Genomic DNA, 22,001 nt, shown 5'->3' on the forward strand with positions numbered 1-22,001 from the left:
AACTCAATTCAAGTAAATAGGTATTTACAGGGAATATAGAGCTTTATTTTGACACACTTTTTAGATATTTGAATTTAATAAGACGAACAAAAATACCGATAAGTATAATTAAAATGAACAACGTTCAAAAAATAATTATATCTTTGCATAATAAAATTATTTTATGAGCATAAGTGAAAGAAAACAAAAAGAAAAGGAAGCTTTAAGATTACTCATTCTTAATGGTGCAAAAAGACTTTTTGTGGAAAAAGGAATAGAATATACCACCATTAGAAATATTGCTGATGAAATAAATTACAGTGTAGGTACCGTTTATGTTTATTTTAAAGATAAGAATGCTATTTTTCATGATCTGCATTCCATAGGATTTCAGGAGCTGGGGGGATACTTCAGAGATTTAATCAGTGAAGAAGATCCGTTATTGAGGCTTCGAAAAATGGGATTTGTCTACATGAAGTTTGCGATGGAAAATTCTGAGATGTATGATCTTATGTTCAACCTGAGAGCACCAATGGATTATCTTGAAACACAGAAAAATCAGCTGTGGTCAGAAGGAAATGAAACTTTTGGGTATGTTAAAAAGACGGTGGAAGATTGTATGCAAGAAGGTCATTTTAAGGAGCATAACTCAGAAGCATTATCTTTTTTGATCTGGAGCCTTGTGCACGGTATGTGCTGTCTGGAAATTCGTCAGAGAACAAAAGGAGTGAAGTTCAGCAGTCCGGACACCATTATGGCTGAAGGGTATAACGAATTTTTGAAAATGCTGGAAAAGCTATAAATTTTTTTGTCTAAAAAATGAACAATGTTCAAATTATAAACAATGTATTTAAATGAAAAAACTGTCAATGTTATTACTGATTTGTTTAGGATGCATCACATATTCCCAAACTAACCTTGATCGATACATCGAAATCGGTCTTGAAAATAATGAAGTTATCAAACAAAGAAATTTTGATGTCAATAAAAGCCTGTATGCTTTACAGGAAGCTAAGTCACTGTTTTCACCTTCGGTCGCAGTAGTAGCCAATTACACGATTGCTGACGGCGGAAGAACGATTGATATTCCCATCGGAGATATGATGAATCCTGTGTACAGCACCTTGAATCAGATCACCAATTCCAACACTTTTCCAACGCTGGAGAATCAGTCGGTGCTGATTAATCCTAATAATTTCTATGACATAAAGCTTCATACGACAATGCCGCTTTTGAATTATGAGATTATTTACAACAAAAAGATTAAAACACAGCAAGTGGGTTTACAAAAAATTGAACTGGAAATTTACCGGCGCGAATTGGTAAAGGATATCAAGATTGCATACTATAAATATTTGCAATCTTTAGAAGGTATCAGAATTTATCAGAATGCTTTATCGATGGTGAAGGAAAATCAGAGAGTGAACAGAGCGCTTTTTAAGAATGACAAAATCAATCGTACAGCAGTACTGAGAAGTGATAATGAAGTAACAAGAATTCAGGCTAATCTCGAAACCGCCATCAATACAAGCAAAAATGCCCAGGCTTACTTTAATTTTCTGTTGAATCAGAAGCTGGATACTGAGATTGAAACCGATGAAATTATAGAAATTCCGACAGAATTGCTTTCGGAAAATACAGAAAACAGGGAAGAATTGCAAAAGCTGAATCAGGCTAAAGAGATCAACGAAAATGTGTATCAGCTGACAAGATCCAATTGGTTTCCAAAACTAAGCGGCTTCGCAGATCTCGGTTTTCAGGATTTTGATTTCAGGGTTGATAAGACTTCACGCTATTATTTTGCAGGTCTGAGCCTGGAATGGAATATTTTTTCCGGTAATAAAAATAAGTACAAACTGAAACAGGTAGATGAAGAAAGTAAAAAATTAGATTCTCAGATCAATAATGCCAAACAGCAGTTGCTACTTCAGTTTCAGGTTTCTCAAAATAATTTAAAATCTGCTTTGGAACAGTATGAATCTGACAGTAAACAGAAAGAGACCGCTACAAAATACAATGATGATGTCACCAAATTATACAAAGAAGGCTTAGCGATCTATATCGAATTACTGGATGCCCAAAATCAGGTCGTCAACACACAGCTTAATACCAACATTGCCCTTTACAATTCATGGATTGCCTTCGCAGAGCTGGAAAGAGCCAATGCCACTTTCAATCTTAATCAATAAAATCAACACAGTTATTATGAATAAAACCATAACCATATCCCTGCTTTCAATCTTGCTGACAGCTTCCTGCAAAGAAGAAAAAAAAGAGTCAAAACCATTTGAAACAGCTGATATAATTGCCGTAAAAACAGCGTCTGTAGGATCATTGGCTCTTGCTTCAAACATTAATGCCTCCGGTCTGGTAACCACAGAAAATGAAACCACCTATTCCTTTAAAATTGGAGGAGTCGTGAATGGAGTTTTTGTGGAGGAAGGACAGTTTTTCAGAAAAGGTCAGCTACTGGCCACTTTGGACGAGACAGAGATTCGTTCAGGCCTCAATCAGTCGGATTTAAATGTGCAGAAATACGAACGTGATTACAGACGCGCCACCAACTTATATAAAGACAGCGTGTATACCTTGGAGCAGGTTCAGAACACCAAGACCGGACTGGATATCGCCCGTAAACAGAAAGATGCGGTTGCATTCAATGCCAGATATGCGAAAATTTATGCAGCCGCGGACGGTTTCGTTTCCCAAAAAGTGGCCGGTAAAGGTGAGATTGTAGGACCAGGCTCACCGGTTCTCATGATTAATGAAACTTCCAACAATAATAATTATCTATTGAAAGTAGGACTTACCGATACCGAATGGGCTTCTGTAAAGATCGGCCAAAAAGCAGTGGTTACATTGGATGGCTATCCCGGTAAAAGTTTCGATGCCTTTATTTTCAGGAAGTCGCAGGCAGCTGATATGGCGCTTGGCTCTTTTCAGGTGGAGCTTAAACTGACGATGAATGACAGCAAGCCCGCAGTAGGAATGTTCGGGAAAGCTGAGATTAAGACTGATCATTCGGAAGATTTTATAATGGTTCCCTACAATTCCTTAATTGAAGCTGACGGGAACAAAGCTTTCGTTTTTGTGGTAGAAAATAACAAAGTAAAGAAAAGACCTATTACGATTGCCAGATTTGAAAATGATAAAGTGTTTGTAAAGGACGGACTTCAAAAGAACAATAAAATCGTGATCTCCAACAGTGCTTATCTGAATGAGCAATCAATCATTAAAATTATTAATTAAGAAACGATGAAGATTACAAATTTTGCCGTTAAAAATTATCAGTTTACGCTGATCATATTTCTTCTTGTTGCGGTGGTCGGTTTCTTAACGCTCTTCACAATGCCAAGATCCGAAGATCCATCCACGCATCCGCCACAATATCTGATCACCGTGATTTATCCCGGAACAAGCCCGAAAGATATGGAAGAACAGGTGGTAAAGCCCATCGAAAATAAAATCTACGGGCTGGAAAATATTGATAAAATACTGACGACTGTAGAAGACGGCGTTGCCGCTTTTCAGGTTAAATTTAAATATGGTGTTGATGTCGATAATAAGTATCAGGAAATTTCAACTGAGATTAATGCCTTAAAAAACAGTGAGCTTCCGAAAGATATTTATCAGATCAAAACAGAAAAGATATCATCTTCTGATGTGAAAATTCTGCAGGTTGCCCTGGTTTCTGAGAGTGCTTCCGAGAAAAAACTTCGAGATGAGGCAGATAAGCTTAAAACAAAACTTGAAAAGATCACGAATCTTAAAAATGTCATCTACTCAGGAATGCCAGAGCAGGAGATTAGGGTTGATCTTAAACTGGATAAGCTTGCACAACTCAGAATACCCTTAAATGTTGTGATGGGAAGTTTGCAGAGTGAGGCAGCCGATATCCCCGGAGGAAGTATCGATATGGGAACCAAGGTGTTCAATGTTAAAACCAGCGGTAAATTCAAAAATGAGCAGGATGTTGCCAATACCGTCATTTATAATGCCAATGGTAAGATTGTCTATATGAAAGACGTTGCCGAGGTTGGTTACAAATCGCAGACCGTTGACCATATCACCCGAATCAACGGCCATCGTTGCATTCTTGTAAGTGCCGGAATGAAGGATAATGTGAATATTACCGATGTTCAGAAACAATTTGCTCCTATTTTGGAAGAATTCTCAAAAGATCTTCCTGAAAATATTAAGTTGATCAAAAACTTCGACCAGGCTGATATGGTTTCCCAGCGTCTGGGGCATTTAGGTTTTGACTTCGGATTGGCCATTGTTTTGGTTATCATTACATTGCTGCCTTTAGGCTCAAGAGCATCTGTTATTGTAATGATTTCAATTCCGCTTTCGTTGGCATTAGGTTTAATTGCGATGAATGCACTAGGATTTTCACTGAATCAGTTGAGCATTGTGGGGTTGGTTGTAGCATTGGGATTATTGGTTGATGACAGTATTGTGGTTGTGGAAAATATAGAGCGCTGGTTACGTGAAGGGCATTCTAAAAAAGATGCGGTTCTTAAAGGAACCAAACAGATCGGTTTGGCGGTTGTAGGATGTACGGCAACATTGATCATTGCATTTTTACCATTGGCATTCCTTCCTGATATCGCCGGGGAATTCATACGGAGCCTTCCGGTAGCTGTAATTACGAGTGTTCTGGCGTCCATGCTGGTTGCGCTAACCCTTGTTCCATTTTTAGGCAGCCGATTCCTGAAGACCCACGACCACGAAGGTGGAAATATTTTCCTACAGTATCTTCAGAAATTTCTGACCAACAGTTACAAAGGAATTATGCCGAAAGCCTTGAAATATCCCAAAATAACAATCGGAATTTCAATTGCATTAAGTGTTTTGGCATTTGGATTATTCAGTTTAACAGGTTTTAAATTATTCCCGACTTCAGAAAAACCGATGTTTCTGATCAATATCAAAACACCGCTTCAGTCTAATATTTCAGAGAGTGACCGTGTTGCCAGGATTGTTGAATCAGAATTAAAAAAGCATCAAGAAATAACCTTTTACACTTCCAATGTAGGAAAAGGGAATCCACAGATTTACTACAATGTGCATCCACAGGACAGAAAACCTGATTTTGCGCAGATCTTTGTGCAGCTGGATGACGAAGCAAAACCTGAAACGAAAACAGCGCTGATTGAAACTTTAAGGGAAAAATTCAAAACAATGCCTTACGCCAAAGTTGAGGTAAAAGATTTTGAACAGGGAACTCCGATTGAAGCCAATATTGTCGTGCGCTTATTCGGAGAAGATCCTGCTGTTTTGAGACAACTTTCTTCTCAGGTAGAAAATATTTTGAGAAAGCAAGAAGGAACGGTGTACATCAACAATGAACTAAACACCTACAAAACCGATGTTAAAGTAAAAATCAACAAGGAAAAAGCGAGAACTCTAGGAGTGATGACGAGTGAGGTGGATAAAGTCATTCGTCTTGCCGTAGCCGGATTGCCGGTGGGAGACTACATCGACGACCGCGGCGATGCAAGAGCAGTAACGCTGACTCTACCAAGAGAAAAATTTTCTAATCTGGACGCTCTGAAGAGTCTGTATGTCAATAATGTGCAAGGGGTACCAATTGCGCTCAATGAGATTGCTGCCGTTTCATTTGAAACATCTCCTACGGCAATCAACCATTTCAATAAATCAAGATTTGCAAAAGTTTCGGCGATGTCTGGAAAAGGATATTATGCCAATGATTTATTGGTTGACATTATTCCTCAATTGGATCAGCTGAAAATGCCAAAAGGCTATTACTATAAACTGTCGGGAGAAAAAGAATCAGAAGGCGATGCATTAGGAGGAAATTTCATTTCTGTCATTATCTTAAGCACTTTTCTTTTCATTGCAGTGCTGTTGCTTCAGTTCAAAACTTTTAAAGGAATTATCATTGTATTGTCGATTATTCCATTGGGGATTTTGGGCGGTGTCATTTTGTTACTGATTGATGGAAGCCCGATGTCATTAGTGGCAATTATCGGATTTATCGGACTGTCCGGAATTCAGGTTAAAAATTCTCTGTTGTTGGTGGATTTTACCAACCAGTTGAGATTGGAAGGCCATTCGATTGATGAGGCCATTGCTATTGCGGGTGAAACGCGTTTTCTTCCTGTAGTTTTAACTTCCATCACGGCGATCTGCGGTTTAATTCCTTTGGCTTTAAACTCCAATCCTTTGATCGCTCCATTAGCCATCGTATTGATTGGCGGACTTATCAGCTCAACGATTCTCTCCAGAATTGTTACGCCGGTAATGTACAAACTGATTCCTCCAAGTCTGGACATTGAAAACAAAGAAGAATATTAAAATTGAATAAAAATGAAAGAATACATTTTAATAACAGGCGCATCATCCGGGATAGGTTACCATATGGCCGTTCAGTTAGCTGAATTAAAGAAAGATCTGATTTTGGTAGCCCGAAGCGAAGATAAGCTCAAGAAACTTGCATCAGAACTCACTGCTACGTACGGAATTTCCGTGGAATATATTGTCAAAGATTTGTCTGTTGTTGAAAATGCCGTTGCACTATACCGTGAAGTTCAGGATAGAAATCTGCTTGTAACCGGATTGGTTAATAACGCTGGCGTAGGAACTTACGGAGAATTTACAAAAACATCATTGGAAGAAGAATTAAAAATGATCGATTTGAATATTTCCAGTCTCGTGGTACTTAACAAATTGTTTGTCAAAGATATGGTGGCCAGAAAATCAGGCAGGATTATGAATATCTCATCTCTGATGGCATTCTTGCCATTCCCTTATTATTCGGTGTATTCTGCAACGAAAACTTTTGTTCTGGCTTTTACCGAAACCCTCGCTTCCGAACTGGAAGGAACGGGCGTAGTTGTAACAGCATTATGTCCCGGGCCGATCGATACAGGCTTCTATAATGAAGAAATGCTCCAAGCCAATATGATGAAGAGCAATAAACCCGTTAAGCCCGAGGTGGTTGCAAAAGAAGGTGTGAAACTTCTTTTACATGGAAAAGGTAAGAAAATTGTCGGTTTTATGAATTGGTTCCTGTCTAATATTCCACGCGTAACTCCGGATTTTTTAATGATGAAAATTAAAAAGAATCTGGCTGCAAAGGGGTGATTTCTTAAAGACTGTAAAAAGACATTAATTCGGTAAATAGTGCTATCGAAACAAATAAAAATGGGGTACTTGTCTTAATAAGTAGTCCCATTTGGCTTTTAGTGATCTCGACGCATAAAAAGCCCGCTGATATCAATGGCATTAATGATAAGGAACGCTGCAAATAATCTGTTTTCCAGTTTTCTTTCTGTTTTTACCGTTAATAAAAAAACAGAAAGCAGCAGCGATACAAAAACCGCAATCGCAGCAATAACTTCCAGAAAACTTAATTTGTCCATTAGTTTTTTTACAAAAATAGGATATAAGTCATAAAGAGGAATGATTGTCAATTATCATTTTTAAAATATTGTGCTCTGGTGTGGAAAGACTCCCTGATTTTAATCTGGTAAATAAAATAACAATAGAAAGGTATATTGAAAAACTTATTAACAAATATGATGTATTAGGAATTCCCGATAAGTTTTATAGGTTGTTATTGTACGACTGCAGATTTTACTAAATTAATAAATGACTATTTTGAATTAGTAAAAATTTAAAAATGGGAGAGATTGAATTTATGGACGTAGTTGATGTAACTAAAAATTCACAGAACAATCTGAAATAATAGCTTATAAGTCATATTTTCTAATTAATATTCAATAAAAGTTTAAATTTATAGGTAATGAAATTTTTGTTTTAAACTTATATTAGACTGGTAACAATGAAATGGACATTTTTCCTCAAAATTTAAATGAATAATTTCCAAATTCATCTACAAATGCAATAACTTGTTTCATAGTTTATTAAAGTGAGAGAGTTGAATTAATTTTGTTTTTATTTTAGTTAATCTATAAATTAAATACATCAATAAGGCCTGTAAATATAGATAATCGGTATATTTGTAGATTGTCAAAATTTCTTCAATTAAAGAAATTTTGACATGTTAATCTGATTTTTTATGCTACATAATAACCAAATATTAAAAGCTTTAATTGACCGTCTTTGGAATAACTTCTGGAGCGGCGGTATCAGTAATCCGCTTACTGCCATTGAACAAATTACCTATTTGATTTTCATGAAACAAATGGATGATTTGGAAGCAAAACGTGAACGCGAGGCAGAATCTCTAGGAGAAGTTTATACCTCAAAGTTTGATGGTATGTTTAAAGTGCCAGGAAGCGAAGAAGAAATCAGTAAACAAGACTTGCGTTGGGCCACATTTACAAGCAGTATGTCAGGCGAAGCACTTTTACATCACGTACAAACCAAAGTATTTCCTTTTCTTAAAGAATTTGAAGGCGGATTTAAGTTTACCAAAGCCATGGCAAGTGCTGTTTTTATTATGCCAAAGCCATCTTTATTAGAAGAAGCCATTAAAATAATTGAAGAGATCTTTATTGAAATTAAAAAAGATGCTATTGAGGGCGGTCATGCTTTTCAAGATATACAAGGTGACGTGTATGAAATGTTGTTGGGTGAAATTGCCAGTGCAGGTAAAAACGGACAATTTAGAACTCCACGTCATATCATTAAATTGATGATCGACTTATTGCAGCCACAATTGGGACAGCGAATTGTTGACCCAGCTTGTGGAACTGCTGGTTTCTTACTGGGAGCGTATCAGTATATTTTGACCGATTTGGTTAAAAAAGATAATCCAGAAGCCTTACAACCAGATGAAGATGGTTTTATGCGTGCCACCGTTTCGGCTACTTTAAATGAAAATTTAAAGCATATTGTTGAAGAATCGTTATATGGATATGATATTGATACTACTATGGTACGATTAGGATTGATGAACCTGATGATGCACGGTATTAACCAACCTAATATTGACTATAAAGATACGTTAAGTAAATCCTATAATGAGGATTCGCAATACGATTTAGTATTGGCTAATCCCCCTTTTACAGGTAATATTGACAAAGGTGATATTAATGAAAGTTTAAAACTGGTTACGACCAAAACGGAATTACTTTTTATTGAACGTATTTATACCATGCTTAAAATGGGAGGTACTGCAGCAATTGTCATACCTCAAGGTGTATTATTTGGTAGCGGAAAAGCTTTTGTGGAATGCCGTAAAATAATGGTAGAAAAAAGTGAATTGAAAGCTGTAATAAGTATGCCTAGTGGTGTATTTAAACCTTATGCGGGAGTAAGTACGGCCATTTTAATTTTTACTAAGGGAAGTGAAAGCAGTAATGTTTGGTTTTACGATATGCAAAATGATGGATATACTCTTGATGATAAACGTAATAAAATTGAAAAGAGTGATTTACTAGACATTGTTCAGAAATATCATAACCGTAATTCTGCTCCCAGCATAGATAATCAAAGAACAGTGAATTTTTTTACAATTTCTAAACAAGAAATTGTAGATAATAACTACGATTTAAGTTTTAGTAAATATCAAGAACAAGTTTATGAAGAAGTTGAATATGAAGAACCAAAAGTAATATTTGAAAAATTAGAAACTATAGAAGCAAATATTATTAAAGGCATTAATGAATTAAAAGAGTTGTTTTAATGGAATTTGTAAAATTAGGTTTTGTTTGTAAATTGAGAAATGGTTATGCCTTTAAAAGTAGTAATTTTACTGAAAGAGGTGTGCCGATTATTCGTATTTCAAATATTAATGATCATGTAGTAACACCACAAAATTCAGTAAGAACTATTTATGAAAAACAATTTGATAATTTTAAAATTACTAATGGGGATATTCTGATTGCAATGTCAGGAGCAACAACTGGTAAATTTGGAATTTATAAATCTGACGAAATTGCTTATCAAAATCAAAGAGTAGGATGTTTTAAAATATTAGATGAAAATAGATTAAATCAAGATTATCTATTTCAAGTTTTAAATACCATTAAGCCAATTATTGAAACAAAAGCAAATGGTGGAGCACAACCTAATATTTCTTCTAATTCAATTGAAGGAATAGAAATCCCTTTACCTGCATTACGTGACCAAATCCAAATTGCAGAAATTTTAACAAAAGCAGAAAACCTAATCCAAAAACGTAAAGAAAGTATTAAACTTTTAGATAACTTTTTAAAGAGTACGTTTTTGGAGATGTTTGGTGATCCTGTAAAGAATGAAAAAGGGTGGAAATATTTATCAGGTGAAAAATATTTAACTAAAATTACTGTTGGAGTGGTTATCAAACCTGCATCTCATTATGTAGACGAAGGGGTTATTGCATTACGATCATTAAATATTAAACCTAATAGAATTGATCTATCTAACCTTGTTTATTTTTCTAATAGTGCAAATGAAAGTTTATTATCTAAATCAATCTTAAATGAGGGTGATGTAGTTTTTGTGAGAACAGGCCTAACAGGAACTGCAGCGATAATTCCGAAAGAACTAGATGGTTGTAATTGTATTGATTTAATTATAACACGACCTAAAGAGAATTTAATTAATCCTAGATATTTAGTTTTCTTTTTTAATTCTGATATTGGTAAACGAATAGTTTCATCCAACGAAGTGGGTGGTATTCAAAAACACTTTAATGTTAGTGCATTAAAAAAATTGAAAATACCTATTCCTCCTATTGAACTCCAAAACCAATTTGCTACAATAGTTGAAAAAGTAGAGAGCTTAAAGAAAGAATATGAAGCTAGCTTACAAGAGTTAGAGAATATGTATGGAACTTTGAGTCAAAAGGCTTTTAAAGGTGAACTAAATTTAAGTAAAGTCAATTTAAAATCATATAAGGTCGAATTAAAAACACATGTTGCAGGTTCTTTAGAGCCACAAATTGAAGTTGAAAACCTTCCGGTTTTTTCAGAAAAAGAAAAATATATCAAAGATATGTCACTTGATGAATATTATGGAATTCCGGAAGAAATAATAGCGAAATATGGCAGTATTGAAGAACATCATCAAAACTGGGAATTTTTACTTAAAAAGTTTTTTCACAACAGCTATGTAGATTTATCTAAACTTGAAGATATTTACCATAAATTGTTTTATCAAGGTGGTCATGATTTTGAATTTGAAGATTGGAAAGCCTTTGTTTTTGAGGAATTATCAAAATCTAAATCTTTCTTAAAGCAAAAATTCAATACAAAAACCAATCAATTAGAATTACTAATCAATGAAATTAAAAAGCCTTAAATTACATTCACAATTTAGAAGTCTGCAAGCAGGTTTTGAAATAAACTTTCTAAATGATTATAATTCAAGTGAGTTATGGGGTTTTTCGCCCTATTGCTTAGTTGGAAGAAATGGTTCTGGTAAATCAAATATTCTTGAAGTTTTAGCAGAAATTTTTTATCATATTGAATGTATTTATTTAGATTTTAAACCTGATGGTTTTAATGGAGAAGGAAAATTTAAAAAAGTACATACTGATGGTTTTTTTGCTGAAAGTTGTAATCCTGATGCTTTTGAATTAGAATACTATTATTACATTAAAGGAGATTATTCTCGAAAACATTATAATTCGGATTATAATATTGGTCAAGATGCTCATATAAGGATTGAAAAAAAAGTTAATGAATCTCCCAAAGTATATTGGTTAAACAGAAAAGAATGTGTTGGAATTGAGAAAACTTTACTAGAAAGAATTGAGGTTAAATATTTTTTACCCGACTTTATTGTTGCTTATTCATCTGGTGAAAATCAAATTATAAATCTTCCCTTTTTTAAAATGCGATTTATACAATATGATGAATATTTGTACAGATTAATCAAAGACTTAGACTACATTAAACCTGAAAGTCGATTTGTATATTTAGATGAATACTATAATCAAGCTGTTTTGTTATCAATTTATTTATTACGTGAAAAAAAATCACTACTTCCTTTTAAGAATGAATTAGGACTTGATGATATAAAATCTTTTAGATTGATTATCAAACAAGAAGAATTTGAAAAAGTTCATAAGGATGTTTTCCAAACAATTCCAATAGTAGACAGGAAAAATAAAAACAAAATTACACGTGAATTGACGTCTTTGATAAGTAAATCAATTGAACGATTAAAAGCATGCAGTACAACTTCATATTACAATCATGAAACTAAAGAGTGGATTTTAGATTATTTTGTGGATAAAGAATGTAGGAAAGCGTTTAAATTTCATTTTGCAAACGATGCATTTGAGCTTTTTAGAACTTTTCAAGTTTTACTCAATTTGAATAATTATAAAACTCCTAAAAAAATAAAACAAAAAGTTTATCATTCTAAGAATATATATATCAATCAAGATGTTATTCCATTGCCTTATGATGAAGAACGAATTTTTAGATTTAAGAATGTTATTTTAAAGAAGGATAAAATTAATGAAGTGATTTACACCAAATCGTTATCAGATGGTGAATATCAATTTATTCATTCCATAGGATTGTGCTTGTTATTTAGAGATACTAACTCTTTGTTTTTGTTGGATGAACCAGAAACACATTTTAATCCTGATTGGCGTTCCAATTTTATTTCAACATTAAAAGATTGTCTCGAACAGGAAGATAATAGTCCATTAGATAATAGAAGAGATTTATTAATTACTTCGCATTCACCATTTATAGTATCAGATTGTAAACCTGAAAATGTCATCATTTTTGATAAGCATAATAAAAAAGTCGTACATCAAACAGCGAGAGATAAAGGAATAAGAACTTTTGGTACTTCAGTGAATATTTTGACAGAAGAAATTTTTGGCAAAAAGGAATCGATTTCTAAATTATCACTTGAAATTATAGAAAGTATAAAAGGAATGCCATTAAACAGCATTGAAGAAATTATAGAAGCTAAAGAACAAGCAAGAGTATTAGGAGAATCGGTAGAAAAAGTTTTGTTATTTAGAGAACTTATAATCAAAGAAAACGAATTGAAGAAGCTAGAATGATAAATAGTTATAAATATTTAATTAGTTGTCATATCATGTTACATGACTATGTTATCAGATTCTTTGAAAAAATAGAACATGAAACTGGCGCTTTTGATGATGCTTTTTTTGATCCTGACTTCTATGATATAGTTAAAAGGCATCCCAAAATAATTAAGACCCAATTAATCGCAATTTATAATATTTTTAAAAGACTAGATCAAACTACTAGAACCACTATTTGTAACCAAATAAAGAATAGTAATAATTTAGAATTAATATGCTCGGGTGGTTATATTCCTGTTTCATTAGATAATAAGGTTAGAGGTCTTAAAAAATTATTACGAGATTTTTTCTTGAATTTATACGATCAAGTATTAGATGGAGATGCTTTCAGAAATAAATTTCATACAACATTATTAGAACATTTTAATAAATTTAGAAGTCTTAATAAAGACTTAACACTTTGTCCTACATGTGGGATTGGAGAGCTAAAAATGTCCAAAAGCAAAACAAGAGATCAATACGACCATTTTTTGCCAAAATCATTATATCCATTTTCATCAGTAAATTTTGAAAATTTAATTTTATGCTGTAAAGAATGCAATTCATTTGATGTTAAAGGAGATAATGATACCATTGCATTATCAACTGGTCGTTTATTCTACCCATTTGATTTTAGTCATAAACAATTATCAATATCATTTGGAATAAATACAGACAATGTAAAACCAGAGGAAATACTTTGGAATATTACTTATTCAAGCCCAGATGGTAAAGTTGACGAAATTCAATCATGGAGATCTATTTATGATATTGATGCCAGATATAGTGATTTTGCAAAAGGAAGAGTAGAAAAATGGTATCGCTTTTATTGGGAATATCTTAATGATGCTGATATGGCTCATATGCCTGAAGAAGATAGAAAACTAGCATGTCTCAAAGCTTTAGAATTAGATGAAAAATTAAGACTTTCATTTATTAGAAAACCTGTTTTGGATGGTTTTTTAAGAGATTCTGTTTTAGCAAGAGCACAAATTGAAGCCAGTGTATATATTTAAAAAATAAAGATAATACTAATATGAGTTGCTGTTTCGCTTAGCGAGGCGCAGAAAATATCTAAATTTGTAAATATTTTGTTTTAAACAAAGATCCGGCTGAACAATAAAAGTATGAAGAAACTGAAGATGTTCTCCAACAACGTTCAAATAAATATTATAAGAATTTATAAAGTAAAAATCCCAACTCTCATCAGTATTTCTGTGATAGTTTAATATATTTTTTCATATCAAAATCAAAGAGTTCTTGTATTGTAACATTAAGTTCTTTGCTGATCATAAGTAGAGTATCATATCGTGGATTAGTATTACCTCTTTCTAATTCTCCTATTGTTTTTTTTGCATGCCCAGTCCTTAAACCTAGCTCTTCTTGTGAAATAGGCTTATTCGTCTCGGGATTTATAACTTTCTTTCTTAACTCAGAAATTCTATAACCAAGGGCTTTTTTATAATTGTTAAGATCAATTTCATTCATTAACCGTAAAATTCAAAGTTTGAAATTAAAATTTAGGATACTTATATGTATCCTTTTGTTTTTTTTCCTATATTTGTCCAATAAGCTACAATAAAGTAGCTTTGCGATACTTCAAAGAATAATAGAAGCTATTGCTTAGAATCTTGTAATAGAAAACTGGTAATTTTAAACACACAAGACAATAGGCAAGAAGCTCACGACCTAGGCGTGGGCTTTCTTATCTGTGTGTTGGGTATACCAGTACCTCTATTACGGATAATGTAGAGTCTATGCCGTTTTTTATTTCATGCTGTTCTGCTTTTCTACAATCATCTTTTTCTAAGCTGCTTTACTATATAAAGTATCATGATACGATACAATGGAGTGTACAATCCATTGCGGCTTCAGGGCTTTCACGGGAACACAGATTTTATTTTGATTCATCATTTACAATACAACTCAGCGTACATTTGGTAGGCTGGTGGTTTCATGCATTCTAAAAATACAACCAATGAAAAAGATAAAAACAGATTTCGATCCCTGGTTTCGGGCAGGAAAGAAGCGCTCCGGGTTGCAGCTGATGGAAACTTTCTTTCAGTTCAATGAGCTGGATGTTTCCAAAGAAAGGCTCAGCAATATTATGAATTATGCAGTAAAGAGGAATAGCTGGATCAATGAAGATCCGGCGGTTATCTTCCAGTTTCATCAGTCGATGAGGTCATTGATCCGGGCAGGATATCTCATCATGCTGAAGGAAAGGAAATGGACTGTCGATACCCAACAGGAAAAGATTTCCCCGTGGGTTCTTGGTTTGCTTTCGGAGAAGGAATACCGGAATCCTCTGCTGGTTTTCAAAAAAGCATTCAGAGCATACAGCGTCAAAGAATTCGATTATTTTATGTCCGGAATCGTCTATTTCTCCATGGGCGTCTATGAAAATCTACCGGAAAGGAATATCGTTATGCCCTACATCCATACGGTTAAAATGCTGGATGCCGCACACCTTATTCTTCAAAGAAGGAGAGAAAAGGAGATGGCTGACACCCATTCAGGATAAGAAAGTTGAGCATAATGCCAGAATTCAAACCTGTAACCTTTTTAAAGCCTTACAGAAGTTACCCACCTCAGATCCTAGGATAAAATTCCGGTCAGCACCTGATCTTTTCGGTTCGATGAAGTTCCGCTTACTTTAATGACCTTTATTCCAAGATCCTCAATCCAGTCATAAAGTAACTCATTAACCTTATGCCTGAGTTTTGGCAGCTCTATTTGATGTTTGGATATCAGATCGGGTTCTTCAATAGGGACAAAAACAAAAATATCAATTTCATCGATGATGGTTTGAACTTTTTCAAAGAGAAACTGGATATTTCGACCTGAATCAAGAACATGAAGATAAGCTAAGATATCGATGACACATCTGTCAAATATGACATCATCTCCGCTTTTGAAAACCAGTTTGGCTGAATAATTAAATTGTTCAAGAAAATCGTCAGGATGAGGTTCTTCTGAAAATTCATACCCTGAAGACTCCATCTGGTAGTAGGGTTCTATTTCAAGGGTGTACCCGGGAAGGTTCTCCAGAAGTTCTTCTGCCAATGTAGTTTTACCGACTTTGTGAGCGCCGATTATTGCAATTCTCATATTTCAGTTTATATTATAATCCAAAAGTATGGTACGAGATTTTCGTGCCTGTTTTTTGAGCGTCCATTGTATAGAGTTTTGCCAGTCTATTTAATACCATAATTTTTCTATATTTAGAACAGGTATATAAATATAATATAAAAAAAGAGAATGCCAATAAACCGAATACCTCCGGACGGAGGCATGTTATATAAAGAAACAGATATGGCCCAGTTTTTCCCTGAGCCATTCAATGCAATAACTGCTCTGTTATTTTTAGCCATAGCTATTTTTTGGACCCTTAAAATGAAGGGTAATTTTAAAGAATATCCTTTTTTAACCTACTGCTTAATGTTGTTATATATTGGTGCCATTGGGGGAACTGTTTACCATGCATTCAGACAATGGCCGGTATTTATCATGATGGATTGGATGCCCATTATGCTGCTCTGTCTGTCTGCCGGATTTTATTTTGTAGCTCAGAGCACCAGATGGTACTATGCTGTTGTAATGGTTCTTGCATATGTGATACTTATGTTGGGCTTGAGAAATTGGATTTTGACAGATAACACTTCTCTTTTTATCAACGTAAATTATGCAATCATGGCTTCATTTGTCCTTTTTTCGGTGTTACGTTATTTGATTTATACCCAATGGAAAGCTGGCAAATGGGTAGGCTTTGCTTTATTGTCGTTTGCGCTCGCACTCACTTTCCGGATCATTGATAAACGGGAATGGTTGAGTTTCGGAACACACTTTTTATGGCATACTTTTGGGGCGGTAGCCACATTTTGCATGTTTAATTATATCTATCTTACGCGGAATACGATTAGAAAAACATAAATACCTGTTTAAATTTTATTTGAAAAAAATGTATACATGATTATCAAGCCTTTGGTTCCTTTTACCTTCACACAAAGATTTTACGAAGAATATAATACAATTTTTGGAGTTGCTAATTTAAGTTTAAAAGAAAAAACGATTTACTTATATTTGCTCGCAAAGCAAATCTAAATGTTCAAAAAAGTAAGCACTGTATGTATTCTTAGCTTTTATACGGTTTTTTGTTCGGCCCAGCAGGTCCGGCCCTCCAAATCATCTGAAATTTACCGTGAACTCAAAACCCTTAAACAGCTGCCTAAAGTTTTATATCTTGCGGCTCATCCTGATGATGAAAACACAGGATTACTTTCCTGGTTAATCAATGACCAAAATGTAGAAACGGGCTATTTGTCTTTAACCAGAGGTGATGGTGGTCAGAATTTATTAGGTACTGAGCAGGGTGCTGCATTGGGTTTAATCAGAACGCATGAGCTTTTAGAGGCAAGAAAGTTAGACGGCGCCCAACAGTTTTTTACCCGGGCAATTGATTTCGGGTTCTCTAAAAATACGACCGACACCTTTAAACAATGGGATGCAGATAGCATTACAGCGGATGTAGTTTGGGTCATCCGTAAATTCCGTCCTGATGTTATCATTTGTCGTTTTCCTCCTAATGCTGCGGCAGGCCACGGACAACATGCGGCTTCGGCCGTGGTTGCGGAAAAAGCTTTTAAGCTGGCGGGCGATAAAACGGCTTTCCCAGATCAACTAAAATATGTGAATGTATGGCAACCAAAACGAGTATTGTGGAATACTTTCCGCTTTGGTGGGGTCAATACGACAGCAGAAAATCAACTGAAAGTTACCGTTGGGCAATATGATGCGCAATTGGGAATGGGCTATGGTGAATTGGCAGGATTAAGCAGAAGTTTACATAAAAGCCAGGGAGCAGGAACACAGTCTGTAGCCGGCATCAGAACTGAATATTTTGCCCACGTTATTGGCGAACCTGCAAAAGCAACACTTTTTGATGGAGTGGCTAAAACTTGGACTTCACAAGGAAATGCTGACATTGACCAATCATTAGATAAAATTCTTTCCTCTTTTAATTTTAATCAACCTGATCTCAGCTTACCTGCCTTGCTTGCTTTGCGAAAAAAGGTTGTGTCTCTTCAGGATGGAGATCTGAAAAGGGATAAAATTAAATCTCTTGACCATATCATTTTAAGCTGTGCCGGATTTATGGGCGAGGTAGTGACCAATCAGGCTGAAGCTGTTGCCGGAGACCATTACAATTTCAGGTTAAATTTGATTTCAAGAGCTGAAAATCCTGTCGTTTTAGACAATGTAAAATGGTTAAGTCAATCAGAAAGCTTCAACAGAAAACTATCAAAAGATTCTTTAATTACCATTCAGCATGACATACAGATTCCTGCAGATGCAGCACTCACAGAACCTTACTGGTTAGCAAAATCTCCCACGAACGCAGCAACTTTCTCTGTTCCAAATGATACTTTAATCGGTTTGCCAGAGGCAGAATCGCCACTGAATGTTTTGCTTGGTTTAAGAATCGGTTCGGAGAAGTTTCAGGTTAAACTTCCTTTATCTTTCAAGAAATTAGACCCGGTGCGTGGTGATGTAGTCGAAGCCTTGCGCATTGTTCCTGCATTGGAACTGAAATTTACACAACCCCTTTATCAGGTCAAGGAAAATGAAGATTTACATTTGAGTTTAAATGTTAAGGTTAATTCTAACAGACAGTACGGTAACGGTAAAGTAAACCTGATGTATAACGGAGAACGATTAGGCGGTGCTGATGTAAGTTCGCTCAATGGAAAAGATGCTACCATCGATTACGTTATTCCAAAAACTAAGCTTGCCGCAATACATTCATCTCGTTTGCAATTAGATGCCAATTTTGTTGCAGATGGAGTCACTTATAATAAAAAACAAATATTAATTCAGTACCCGCATTTATCTTCCTTACAATATTTTTCACCTGCAACTGCCATCGTAATGAAAGGCGATATTCAGGCGAAGGTTCAAAAAGTGGGTTACATAGAAGGTGCGGGCGATTTCATTCCTGAGTTCCTACGCATTGCAGGTATTCAGGTAGATGTTTTGAAAGACGAAGATTTTTATGGCAACTTAGATGAATCTGCTGGAAACGGCAGTCAAAACAAGCTATTGCAATATGATGCCATCGTACTTGGCGTTCGTGCCAATAATACAGAGAAAAAGTTGAGTCGCTGGATGCCTTTTTTATGGTCTTATGCAAAAGCCGGAGGTAATTTGGTGATGCAGTATAACACCAACCAGGATACAACCGTTGACAAATTGGGGATGTACAATTTCAGTATTGCCAATAAGCGTGTTACCGAAGAAAATGCAGCGGTTACATTTTTAAATCCAAATCATAAATTACTGAACTTTCCGAACAAAATTACTGCGGATGATTTTAAAGGCTGGGTACAGGAGCGTGGTGCCTATTTCCCTGCTCAATGGGATGCAGCGTATGAACCGCTTTTTGAAATGCACGACACAGATGAAGAGCCACTGCAGGGATCAACTTTATATGCCAAATATGGGAAGGGTAATTTTATCTACACACCGTTGGCATTTTTCAGACAGCTGCCTGCGGGAAATGTGGGGGCGGCACGTTTATTTTTTAACTTTTTATCTGCACAGAAAAACTGATGAACAAACCATTTAAAAATTGGAATACCTGGTACATACTATTAGCCGTTGCATTAGTATTTCAGATCGCATTTTATTATTTGTTTACTAAATTCTGGGCATGAGTATTATAGATTGGACAGTTCTCATTTTTACCCTTGTTGCAGTGGTTGTTTACGGCGTATTGATCGGTCGTGGCCAAAAAAGCAATGAATCATATCTGAAAGCAGATAATAAAATGCCCTGGTACATTGTGCTTATAGGTATTATGGCTACACAGGCAAGTGCCATTACATTTCTTTCAGCACCGGGCCAGGCTTATACAGACGGTATGCGTTTCGTTCAGTATTACTTTGGTTTGCCTTTGGCGATGATTGTGATCTGTATCACTTTCATCCCGATTTTTCAGCGCTTAAATGTTTATACGGCTTATGAATATTTGGAAAACCGATTTGATAAAAAAACAAGGGTACTCACTTCACTGCTTTTTCTTTTTTCCAGAGGTTTATCAACAGGAATCAGCATTTACGCTCCGAGTATCATCTTATCAAGCGTTTTAAACTGGAATATTTATTTAACCAATGTTTTAACAGGTGGAATTCTGTTGATTTATACCTATGTTGGCGGAGCAAAAGCGATCGCTCACACCCAAAAACTACAGTTTCTCATTATTCTGGGAACAATGGCTTTTGCAGGTTATCTGCTTATTCAGAATATGCCGAATGGAATTGGTTTTAAGGATGCGCTTTATCTGGCAGGGAAATCCGGAAAGCTCAATGTAATCACTACAGAATTCGATTGGAAAGATAAATACAATATTTGGAGCGGATTAATTGGCGGTTTTTTTCTGGCCCTTTCTTACTTTGGTACAGACCAGAGCCAGGTCGGGAGGTATATTACTGCAAAAGACAATACTAATGCAAAAATGGGCTTGCTGCTGAACGGATTGGTTAAAATTCCGATGCAATTTGCTATTCTCCTGATCGGTGCCTTGCTTTTTGCATTCTTTTCTCTAAAACCGGCTCCGATTTATTTTAACGAACGTTCTTATCAACATTTAAAGGAAACAAAACCTGAACAGGCTGCGGTTTTTGAAAAAGAACATCAGGGTTTACAACTAAAATTTAATGCAGAATCGAAAGAAATTTTAAGGTTGAAAGAAACTCATTCTCCTCAGCTCAAAAAAACGATTCAGGATTTTAAAAACACGCAAACTCAGGTAAAGGCACTTCACGGCAGGGTAGAGGAAGCGATCAATCATTCAAACTATAATGCGGAAAAAACGGATACGAATTACATTTTCCTGTATTTTGTAAAAAATACCTTGCCTGTAGGAATGATCGGTTTACTGTTTGCCGTCATTTTTCTGGCCAGCTGGGGTTCAATTTCTGCAGCACTGAATTCCCTTGCCGCCTGCTCATTAAAAGATGTTCATTTGATATTTAAAAAAGAAATTCCTGATGATGCAACCGAATTGAAGTACAGTCGCCTGCACACTTTAGCCTGGGGTATTTTTTCAATTGGTGTAGCCATGTTTGCCACTCAAATGGGTTCCCTTATTGAAGCGGTTAATGTATTAGGTTCTCTCTTCTACGGTCCGATATTGGGGATTTTTCTTGTTGCATTTTACTATAAAAAAATCACCGGTTCCAATGTATTTATTGCTGCCATTTTATCAGAAATTGTGGTTATTGCCGTTTATAATTTTGATATTGTTTCTTTCCTTTGGCTTAACGTCATTGGGGCAGCAGCAGTCATTATATTTTCAGCAATCGGATTACTGTTTTATAAACAGAAAGCAGTAAATTCGTAAACAGACAAAATAAACATACAAACAAAAATATTATGAAAACCATCATTAAATCTGCTGCCGTACTTGTTGCGACAATGACAATCTCCATGAATGCCTTTGCACAGGACACTAAAAAACCTGCCAGCCCTCCGGCTACTGCTACGGGAAAAATTAAAGATGCAACCATTACTATAGCTTATAGCAGTCCTTCTGTAAAAGGGCGTACGATCTGGGGTGGTTTAGAAGCTTATGACAAAGTTTGGCGTGCGGGTGCCAATGAAGCAACTACTTTCGAAACCGATAAAAATATTACTGTTCAGGGTAAATCACTACCTGCCGGTAAATATAGCTTTTTCTTAATCCCAAAAGAGTCTGGAACCTGGACTGCAATTTTTAACAAAGAGCCAAAACAATGGGGAGCTTATAAATACGAACAAGCAAAGGATGCTTTACGTGTTGATGTAAAAACCAAGGCTTTACCAGCAACACAGGAAACTTTAGTTTATAAAATAAACAATAATGGATTCACAATGGATTGGGATAAAATCTCAGTTCCTGTAGAGATAAAATAAATGTAATATGAGAAATTAAAATCCCGGATTAACCGGGATTTTTTATTTAAAATTTTGATATTGTATTAAAGATTGCTATTGTAAATTTCAGTCACCAATC

At 35.2% G+C, this 22,001-nt stretch carries 17 protein-coding genes; 14 read left to right on the forward strand and 3 right to left on the reverse strand.

Going from position 1 to position 22,001, the window contains the following annotated elements:
• Positions 1 to 163 precede the first annotated feature (163 nt).
• From DRF61_RS04955 to DRF61_RS04975, 5 genes are read left to right on the forward strand one after another with little or no spacing between them, the layout of a single operon-like run.
• On the forward strand, positions 164 to 781 hold the full coding sequence (locus DRF61_RS04955) for a TetR/AcrR family transcriptional regulator (RefSeq protein WP_111954665.1): 618 nt from the start codon (positions 164 to 166) through the stop codon (positions 779 to 781).
• A 52-nt stretch (positions 782 to 833) separates the two neighbouring features.
• A complete protein-coding gene (locus tag DRF61_RS04960; RefSeq protein WP_111954667.1) occupies positions 834 to 2,168 on the forward strand; it encodes a TolC family protein in 1,335 nt (444 codons plus the stop codon).
• Positions 2,169 to 2,184: 16 nt separating this feature from the next.
• The gene (locus DRF61_RS04965; RefSeq protein ID WP_228452590.1) at positions 2,185 to 3,228 is read left to right on the forward strand and encodes an efflux RND transporter periplasmic adaptor subunit; all 1,044 of its coding nucleotides are present in this window, start codon (positions 2,185 to 2,187) and stop codon (positions 3,226 to 3,228) included.
• Positions 3,229 to 3,234: 6 nt separating this feature from the next.
• Positions 3,235 to 6,300, forward strand: coding sequence for an efflux RND transporter permease subunit (locus DRF61_RS04970; RefSeq protein ID WP_111954671.1), 3,066 nt, complete (start codon positions 3,235 to 3,237; stop codon positions 6,298 to 6,300).
• A 12-nt stretch (positions 6,301 to 6,312) separates the two neighbouring features.
• Positions 6,313 to 7,089 (forward strand): SDR family NAD(P)-dependent oxidoreductase, encoded by a 777-nt coding sequence (locus DRF61_RS04975; protein ID WP_111954673.1) that lies wholly within the window; start codon positions 6,313 to 6,315, stop codon positions 7,087 to 7,089.
• A gap of 98 nt (positions 7,090 to 7,187) precedes the next feature.
• On the opposite strand, the gene DRF61_RS04980 is transcribed toward DRF61_RS04975, so the two are convergent.
• On the reverse strand, positions 7,188 to 7,367 hold the full coding sequence (locus tag DRF61_RS04980) for a hypothetical protein (protein ID WP_174772305.1): 180 nt from the start codon (positions 7,365 to 7,367) through the stop codon (positions 7,188 to 7,190).
• A gap of 659 nt (positions 7,368 to 8,026) precedes the next feature.
• On the opposite strand from DRF61_RS04980, the gene DRF61_RS04985 reads away from it, so the two are divergent.
• From DRF61_RS04985 to DRF61_RS05000, 4 genes are read left to right on the forward strand one after another with little or no spacing between them, the layout of a single operon-like run.
• Positions 8,027 to 9,598, forward strand: a complete 1,572-nt coding sequence (locus DRF61_RS04985; RefSeq protein WP_111954675.1) for a type I restriction-modification system subunit M — start codon at positions 8,027 to 8,029, stop codon at positions 9,596 to 9,598.
• Positions 9,598 to 11,196: a restriction endonuclease subunit S gene (locus DRF61_RS04990; protein WP_111954677.1), complete on the forward strand. Its 1,599-nt coding sequence runs from the start codon at positions 9,598 to 9,600 to the stop codon at positions 11,194 to 11,196. The genes DRF61_RS04985 and DRF61_RS04990 overlap by 1 nt, the downstream gene beginning before the upstream one ends.
• Complete coding sequence (locus tag DRF61_RS04995) at positions 11,177 to 12,925, forward strand: restriction system-associated AAA family ATPase (RefSeq protein ID WP_111954679.1); 1,749 nt, start codon at positions 11,177 to 11,179, stop codon at positions 12,923 to 12,925. Before DRF61_RS04990 ends, DRF61_RS04995 begins: the two co-directional genes overlap by 20 nt.
• Positions 12,926 to 12,960: 35 nt before the next feature.
• A complete protein-coding gene (locus tag DRF61_RS05000; protein ID WP_146897000.1) occupies positions 12,961 to 13,965 on the forward strand; it encodes an HNH endonuclease in 1,005 nt (334 codons plus the stop codon).
• A gap of 190 nt (positions 13,966 to 14,155) precedes the next feature.
• Here the strand turns inward: DRF61_RS05000 and DRF61_RS05005 are convergent, their stop codons facing one another.
• Complete coding sequence (locus DRF61_RS05005; protein ID WP_111954683.1) at positions 14,156 to 14,437, reverse strand: helix-turn-helix domain-containing protein; 282 nt, start codon at positions 14,435 to 14,437, stop codon at positions 14,156 to 14,158.
• 490 nt (positions 14,438 to 14,927) lie between these two features.
• Here DRF61_RS05005 and DRF61_RS05010 point away from each other — a divergent pair, with 490 nt between their 5' ends.
• A complete protein-coding gene (locus tag DRF61_RS05010) occupies positions 14,928 to 15,473 on the forward strand; it encodes a hypothetical protein (RefSeq protein WP_111954685.1) in 546 nt (181 codons plus the stop codon).
• Positions 15,474 to 15,547: 74 nt separating this feature from the next.
• On the opposite strand, the gene DRF61_RS05015 is transcribed toward DRF61_RS05010, so the two are convergent.
• On the reverse strand, positions 15,548 to 16,060 hold the full coding sequence (locus tag DRF61_RS05015) for an AAA family ATPase (RefSeq protein ID WP_111954687.1): 513 nt from the start codon (positions 16,058 to 16,060) through the stop codon (positions 15,548 to 15,550).
• Positions 16,061 to 16,210: 150 nt separating this feature from the next.
• Here DRF61_RS05015 and DRF61_RS05020 point away from each other — a divergent pair, with 150 nt between their 5' ends.
• The 4 genes from DRF61_RS05020 (at position 16,211) to DRF61_RS05035 (ending at position 21,901) form a co-directional block, all read left to right on the forward strand.
• On the forward strand, positions 16,211 to 16,882 hold the full coding sequence (locus DRF61_RS05020; RefSeq protein ID WP_111954689.1) for a hypothetical protein: 672 nt from the start codon (positions 16,211 to 16,213) through the stop codon (positions 16,880 to 16,882).
• Between the two features lie 171 nt (positions 16,883 to 17,053).
• Positions 17,054 to 19,558 (forward strand): PIG-L family deacetylase, encoded by a 2,505-nt coding sequence (locus DRF61_RS05025; RefSeq protein WP_111954691.1) that lies wholly within the window; start codon positions 17,054 to 17,056, stop codon positions 19,556 to 19,558.
• Positions 19,559 to 19,658: 100 nt separating this feature from the next.
• Entirely contained in the window at positions 19,659 to 21,350 is a 1,692-nt protein-coding gene (locus DRF61_RS05030; protein WP_111954693.1) for a sodium:solute symporter family protein, read from the forward strand.
• 32 nt (positions 21,351 to 21,382) lie between these two features.
• Entirely contained in the window at positions 21,383 to 21,901 is a 519-nt protein-coding gene (locus tag DRF61_RS05035; RefSeq protein WP_111954695.1) for a DUF2911 domain-containing protein, read from the forward strand.
• The last annotated feature ends 100 nt before the right edge of the window (positions 21,902 to 22,001 follow it).

It is taken from the genome of Chryseobacterium lathyri, from assembly GCF_003290185.1.
In the GTDB taxonomy this organism is placed as follows: Bacteria; Bacteroidota; Bacteroidia; order Flavobacteriales; family Weeksellaceae; genus Chryseobacterium; species Chryseobacterium lathyri.